The sequence below is a fragment of the Dyella sp. genome, assembly GCF_036568765.1.
Classification (GTDB): Bacteria; Pseudomonadota; Gammaproteobacteria; order Xanthomonadales; family Rhodanobacteraceae; genus GSA-30.
The window spans coordinates 1-3,293 of sequence record NZ_DATCRY010000278.1; the positions used below are offsets into that span (position 1 = coordinate 1).

Below are 3,293 nucleotides of genomic sequence, written 5' to 3' on the forward strand. Positions count from 1 at the left end.
CCATATGCCCATACTGCTCCGGCTCGACACGTCCATCGGTACCCAGATCGAGTGCCTGTCCACCGTGTCGCGCCGCAGCCGTCAAATGCATGGCAAGGCTCTTCTCGGTCGTCGCCACCAAGCCGGCCCCGGCCAGTAGCAGCAGGGCGGCCAGTACCCGTTGTATCAGGATCGATATGCCGCCTTCACCCAGGCTCATGCGACTTCCCACCCCTTCAGTTCGCCCATCTCGTCGGCCGTACCATACCTGCCGCGCTCGTCGCGCGTCACGCTGGCCACCGCACAGGCGTGGTCGTGGGTGAAAAACAGTTTGATGCCACGTACCAACTTGTCGCCGAGAAAATCGCGCTTCTCATCGATCAGCTTTTCCGGCCAGCGGTCGTAGCCCATAGTGATCGGCAGATGCACCCAGTAGCGGCCCGGAATCAGATCCGCGCAGAACACCACGCCGCCCACCTCGGCCAACATCAGGCCGGGCGTATGGCCGTCCGAATAGCTGAAGCGTACCGATTGCCCCAACGCGTCGGAGTGCGCGCCGTCGACGAGTTCGAGGCGGCCGCTTTGCTCCAGCAAGCCGCACAGTTCCGGAATGAACGAGGCACGATCGCGCGGATGCGGATGTTGCGCGCGCTCCCAATGCTCGGCCCCCACGATGAAGGTGGCCTTGGGAAACAACAGGCTCGGCCCCTGCCCTTCCTGCCAGGCGGCAAGCAAGCCGCCGGCATGGTCGAAGTGCAGGTGCGACAGCACGACAGCGTCGATGTCTTCGTGTGTCAATCCGGCGTCGGCCAGCGAGTCGAGCAGCACATGGCGATCCTCGACCACTCCGTAACGCTCACGCATCGACGGCTCGAAGAACGCGCCGATGCCTGTTTCGAACAGAACGTTCTTGCCGTCCAGATCCTTCGCCAACAGGCAGCGGCACGCCAACGGAATGCGGTTCTGCTCATCGGTTTCGATCCAGCGCGACCATAAAGCCTTGGGCGCATTGCCGAACATCGCGCCACCGTCGAGGCGCTGGGAATTACCGATGAGAGACCACAGTTGCATAGGAAGGAACTCGGTTATTGAACCTTGCCCAGACCCGAAGGACGGCGTGGATCGCTTGCCGCATCGAGCTTGTGCGTTTTCAGATCCCAGGTCACCACATTCATGAAGCCCCAGGATTCGCGCTGCTTCAACTGATGGCCCATGGCGGTAAGTGCATCGGCGGTCGCCTTGTCGAAAGCTCCGTCTTCCACGTCGACGCGATCGGGCATGTACTGGTGATGGAAGCGCTTCTGCGCAGCGACCTCGGTGGCGCTCTTGCCATCGATGAAGGCCAGGATGCCTTCGAGCACCTGGGTGATGATGGTCGAGCCGCCCGGCGAACCGATCACTCCGACGCGGTCCTTGCCGATCACGATGCTCGGTGTCATCGACGACAGCATGCGCTTGCCCGGGGCCGGAGCATTGGCGGCGCTGCCGAGCAGGCCGTAGACATTAGGCTTGTTAGGCACCAGGGCGAAATCGTCCATCTCGTCGTTGAGCAACACGCCCGTGGAACCGGCCACGAAGGTCGAGCCGAGCGTGTAGTTCACTGTGGAGGTGATCGAGGCCATGTTGCCGTCAGCATCGATGATCGAAAAATGCGTGGTGTGCATGCCCGGATCGGTGCCGCCACTGGCCGGCAGCATCGACGACGGTGTGGCCTTGTCCAGCAGGATCGACTGGCGCAGACCATCGGCGTAATACGGCGACAGCAGCATATCCAGCGGCATCTTCACGAAATCCGGATCGCCCAGATAATCGTTGTGATCGCGGAAGGCGCGACGCATCGCTTCGATCACGATGTGCGTGCGATGCGCTTCGTCCATGCTGGCAAGATCGAAGCCGGAGAGAATATTGAAGATCTCGGCAACCGCCACGCCACCGGAGGACGGCGGCGGCGCGGTCACGATACGAAAGCCGCGGTAATTGACCTCGATCGGCTCGCGCTCCTTCACGCGATAGCCGGCCAGATCGTCGAGCGTCCAGCGCCCGCCGGCTGCGCGCACCGCATCGACCATCGCCTTGGCCGTCTCGCCGCGATAGAAGCCGTCCAGGCCATGCGCGGCGATATTTTCCAGCGTGCGTGCCTGGTTCGGATCGCGCCACAGCTCGCCCTCTGCCGGCGCCTTGCCGCCCGGCAGGTACTTCTCGGCGGACGCCGGCCAACGGCGGATATCTTTCTGGCGCGAAGCGATCGCGTCGGCCAGACGGCTATCGAGCTTGAAACCGTCGCGTGCCAGGCGAATGGCCGGCGCCAGCGACACCTTCAACGGCAACTTGCCGTAATGCTCGGCCAACCAGACCAGACCGGCCGGCTCACCGGGAATACCTGCCGACAGCGGGCCGTTCAACGCGGTATCGCGATTGGGCGAACCGTCGGCATTCAAATAATCCTTCGCATTCACCGCTGCAGGCGCGGTTTCGCGCGCATCGATAAAAGTGTTTCGACCGTCCGAAGCGCGATGCAGCACGGCCATGAAGCCGCCGCCGGTACCGGAGCTTTCCGGTTCCACCACCGACAGCGTCGACGCCACGGCCACGGCCGCATCGAAGGCGTTACCACCCTTGCTCAACACCTCGAACCCCGCCTCAGTGGCGTGGAAATTGGCGCTGGCAATGGCCGCATGGCCGGGTTTTTCGCTGTTTATGCGTGCCGCGCCCGGATGGGTCGCAGCCGTTTGCGCGCCGTCGGCCGCAAAGGCCCCGCTGCTGCCGAGCAACAAGCCCAGCAACAGGACGCGCCATTTCAAAGAGCTCATGCTCCGGTCTCCTTGCTCATCAGATGCCGATATTTGAGTTCGAGCTGATCGCGCGTCTCGGTATGCTCGGCATCGACCTCGATGCACTCGACCGGACAGACCACGACGCATTGCGGCTCGTCATGATGCCCCACGCACTCGGTGCATAACGCGGGGTCGATCACGTAGTACTCCTCGCCGAGCGAGATGGCCTTGTTAGGGCAGACTGGTTCGCAGACGTCGCAGTTGACGCAGGTGTCGAGGATTTTCAGGGACATGGCTTGCGAGTTTACAACAGGCGGGGGGCTAAGCCCGATCTGGGCGCGATGTTTGTGTTGTGCAAGCCACTTGGCGCTTGTCGGAGGTATTTTCTGCAATGGACGCTGCGTGATGTGGCGGGTTGCCCCCTCTCCCCAGCCCCTGAGGTATCCCCACGTTTTTTCGGCGACGGTGTCGCCAAAATCAAAGAGATAGCTAGCGGGCGAGCATGGGTTTCAGTATCTGTATGGGTGTCTAGACCAAGGA

Annotated in this window: 3 protein-coding genes and 1 pseudogene; all 4 read right to left on the minus strand. The window is 62.4% G+C overall.

Annotation, left to right across the window (positions count from 1 at the left end):
• Positions 1–199 (minus strand): annotated as a pseudogene (locus VIM98_RS17845) (hypothetical protein); the annotation flags it as partial.
• Positions 196–1,050 (minus strand): MBL fold metallo-hydrolase, encoded by an 855-nt coding sequence (locus tag VIM98_RS17850; RefSeq protein ID WP_331994451.1) that lies wholly within the window; start codon positions 1,048–1,050, stop codon positions 196–198. The pseudogene VIM98_RS17845 and the gene VIM98_RS17850, both read right to left, overlap by 4 nt.
• A gap of 14 nt (positions 1,051–1,064) precedes the next feature.
• Entirely contained in the window at positions 1,065–2,789 is a 1,725-nt protein-coding gene (gene ggt, locus VIM98_RS17855) for a gamma-glutamyltransferase (RefSeq protein WP_331994452.1), read from the minus strand.
• Entirely contained in the window at positions 2,786–3,046 is a 261-nt protein-coding gene (locus VIM98_RS17860; RefSeq protein ID WP_331994453.1) for a YfhL family 4Fe-4S dicluster ferredoxin, read from the minus strand. The genes ggt and VIM98_RS17860 overlap by 4 nt, the downstream gene beginning before the upstream one ends.
• Positions 3,047–3,293 lie beyond the last annotated feature (247 nt).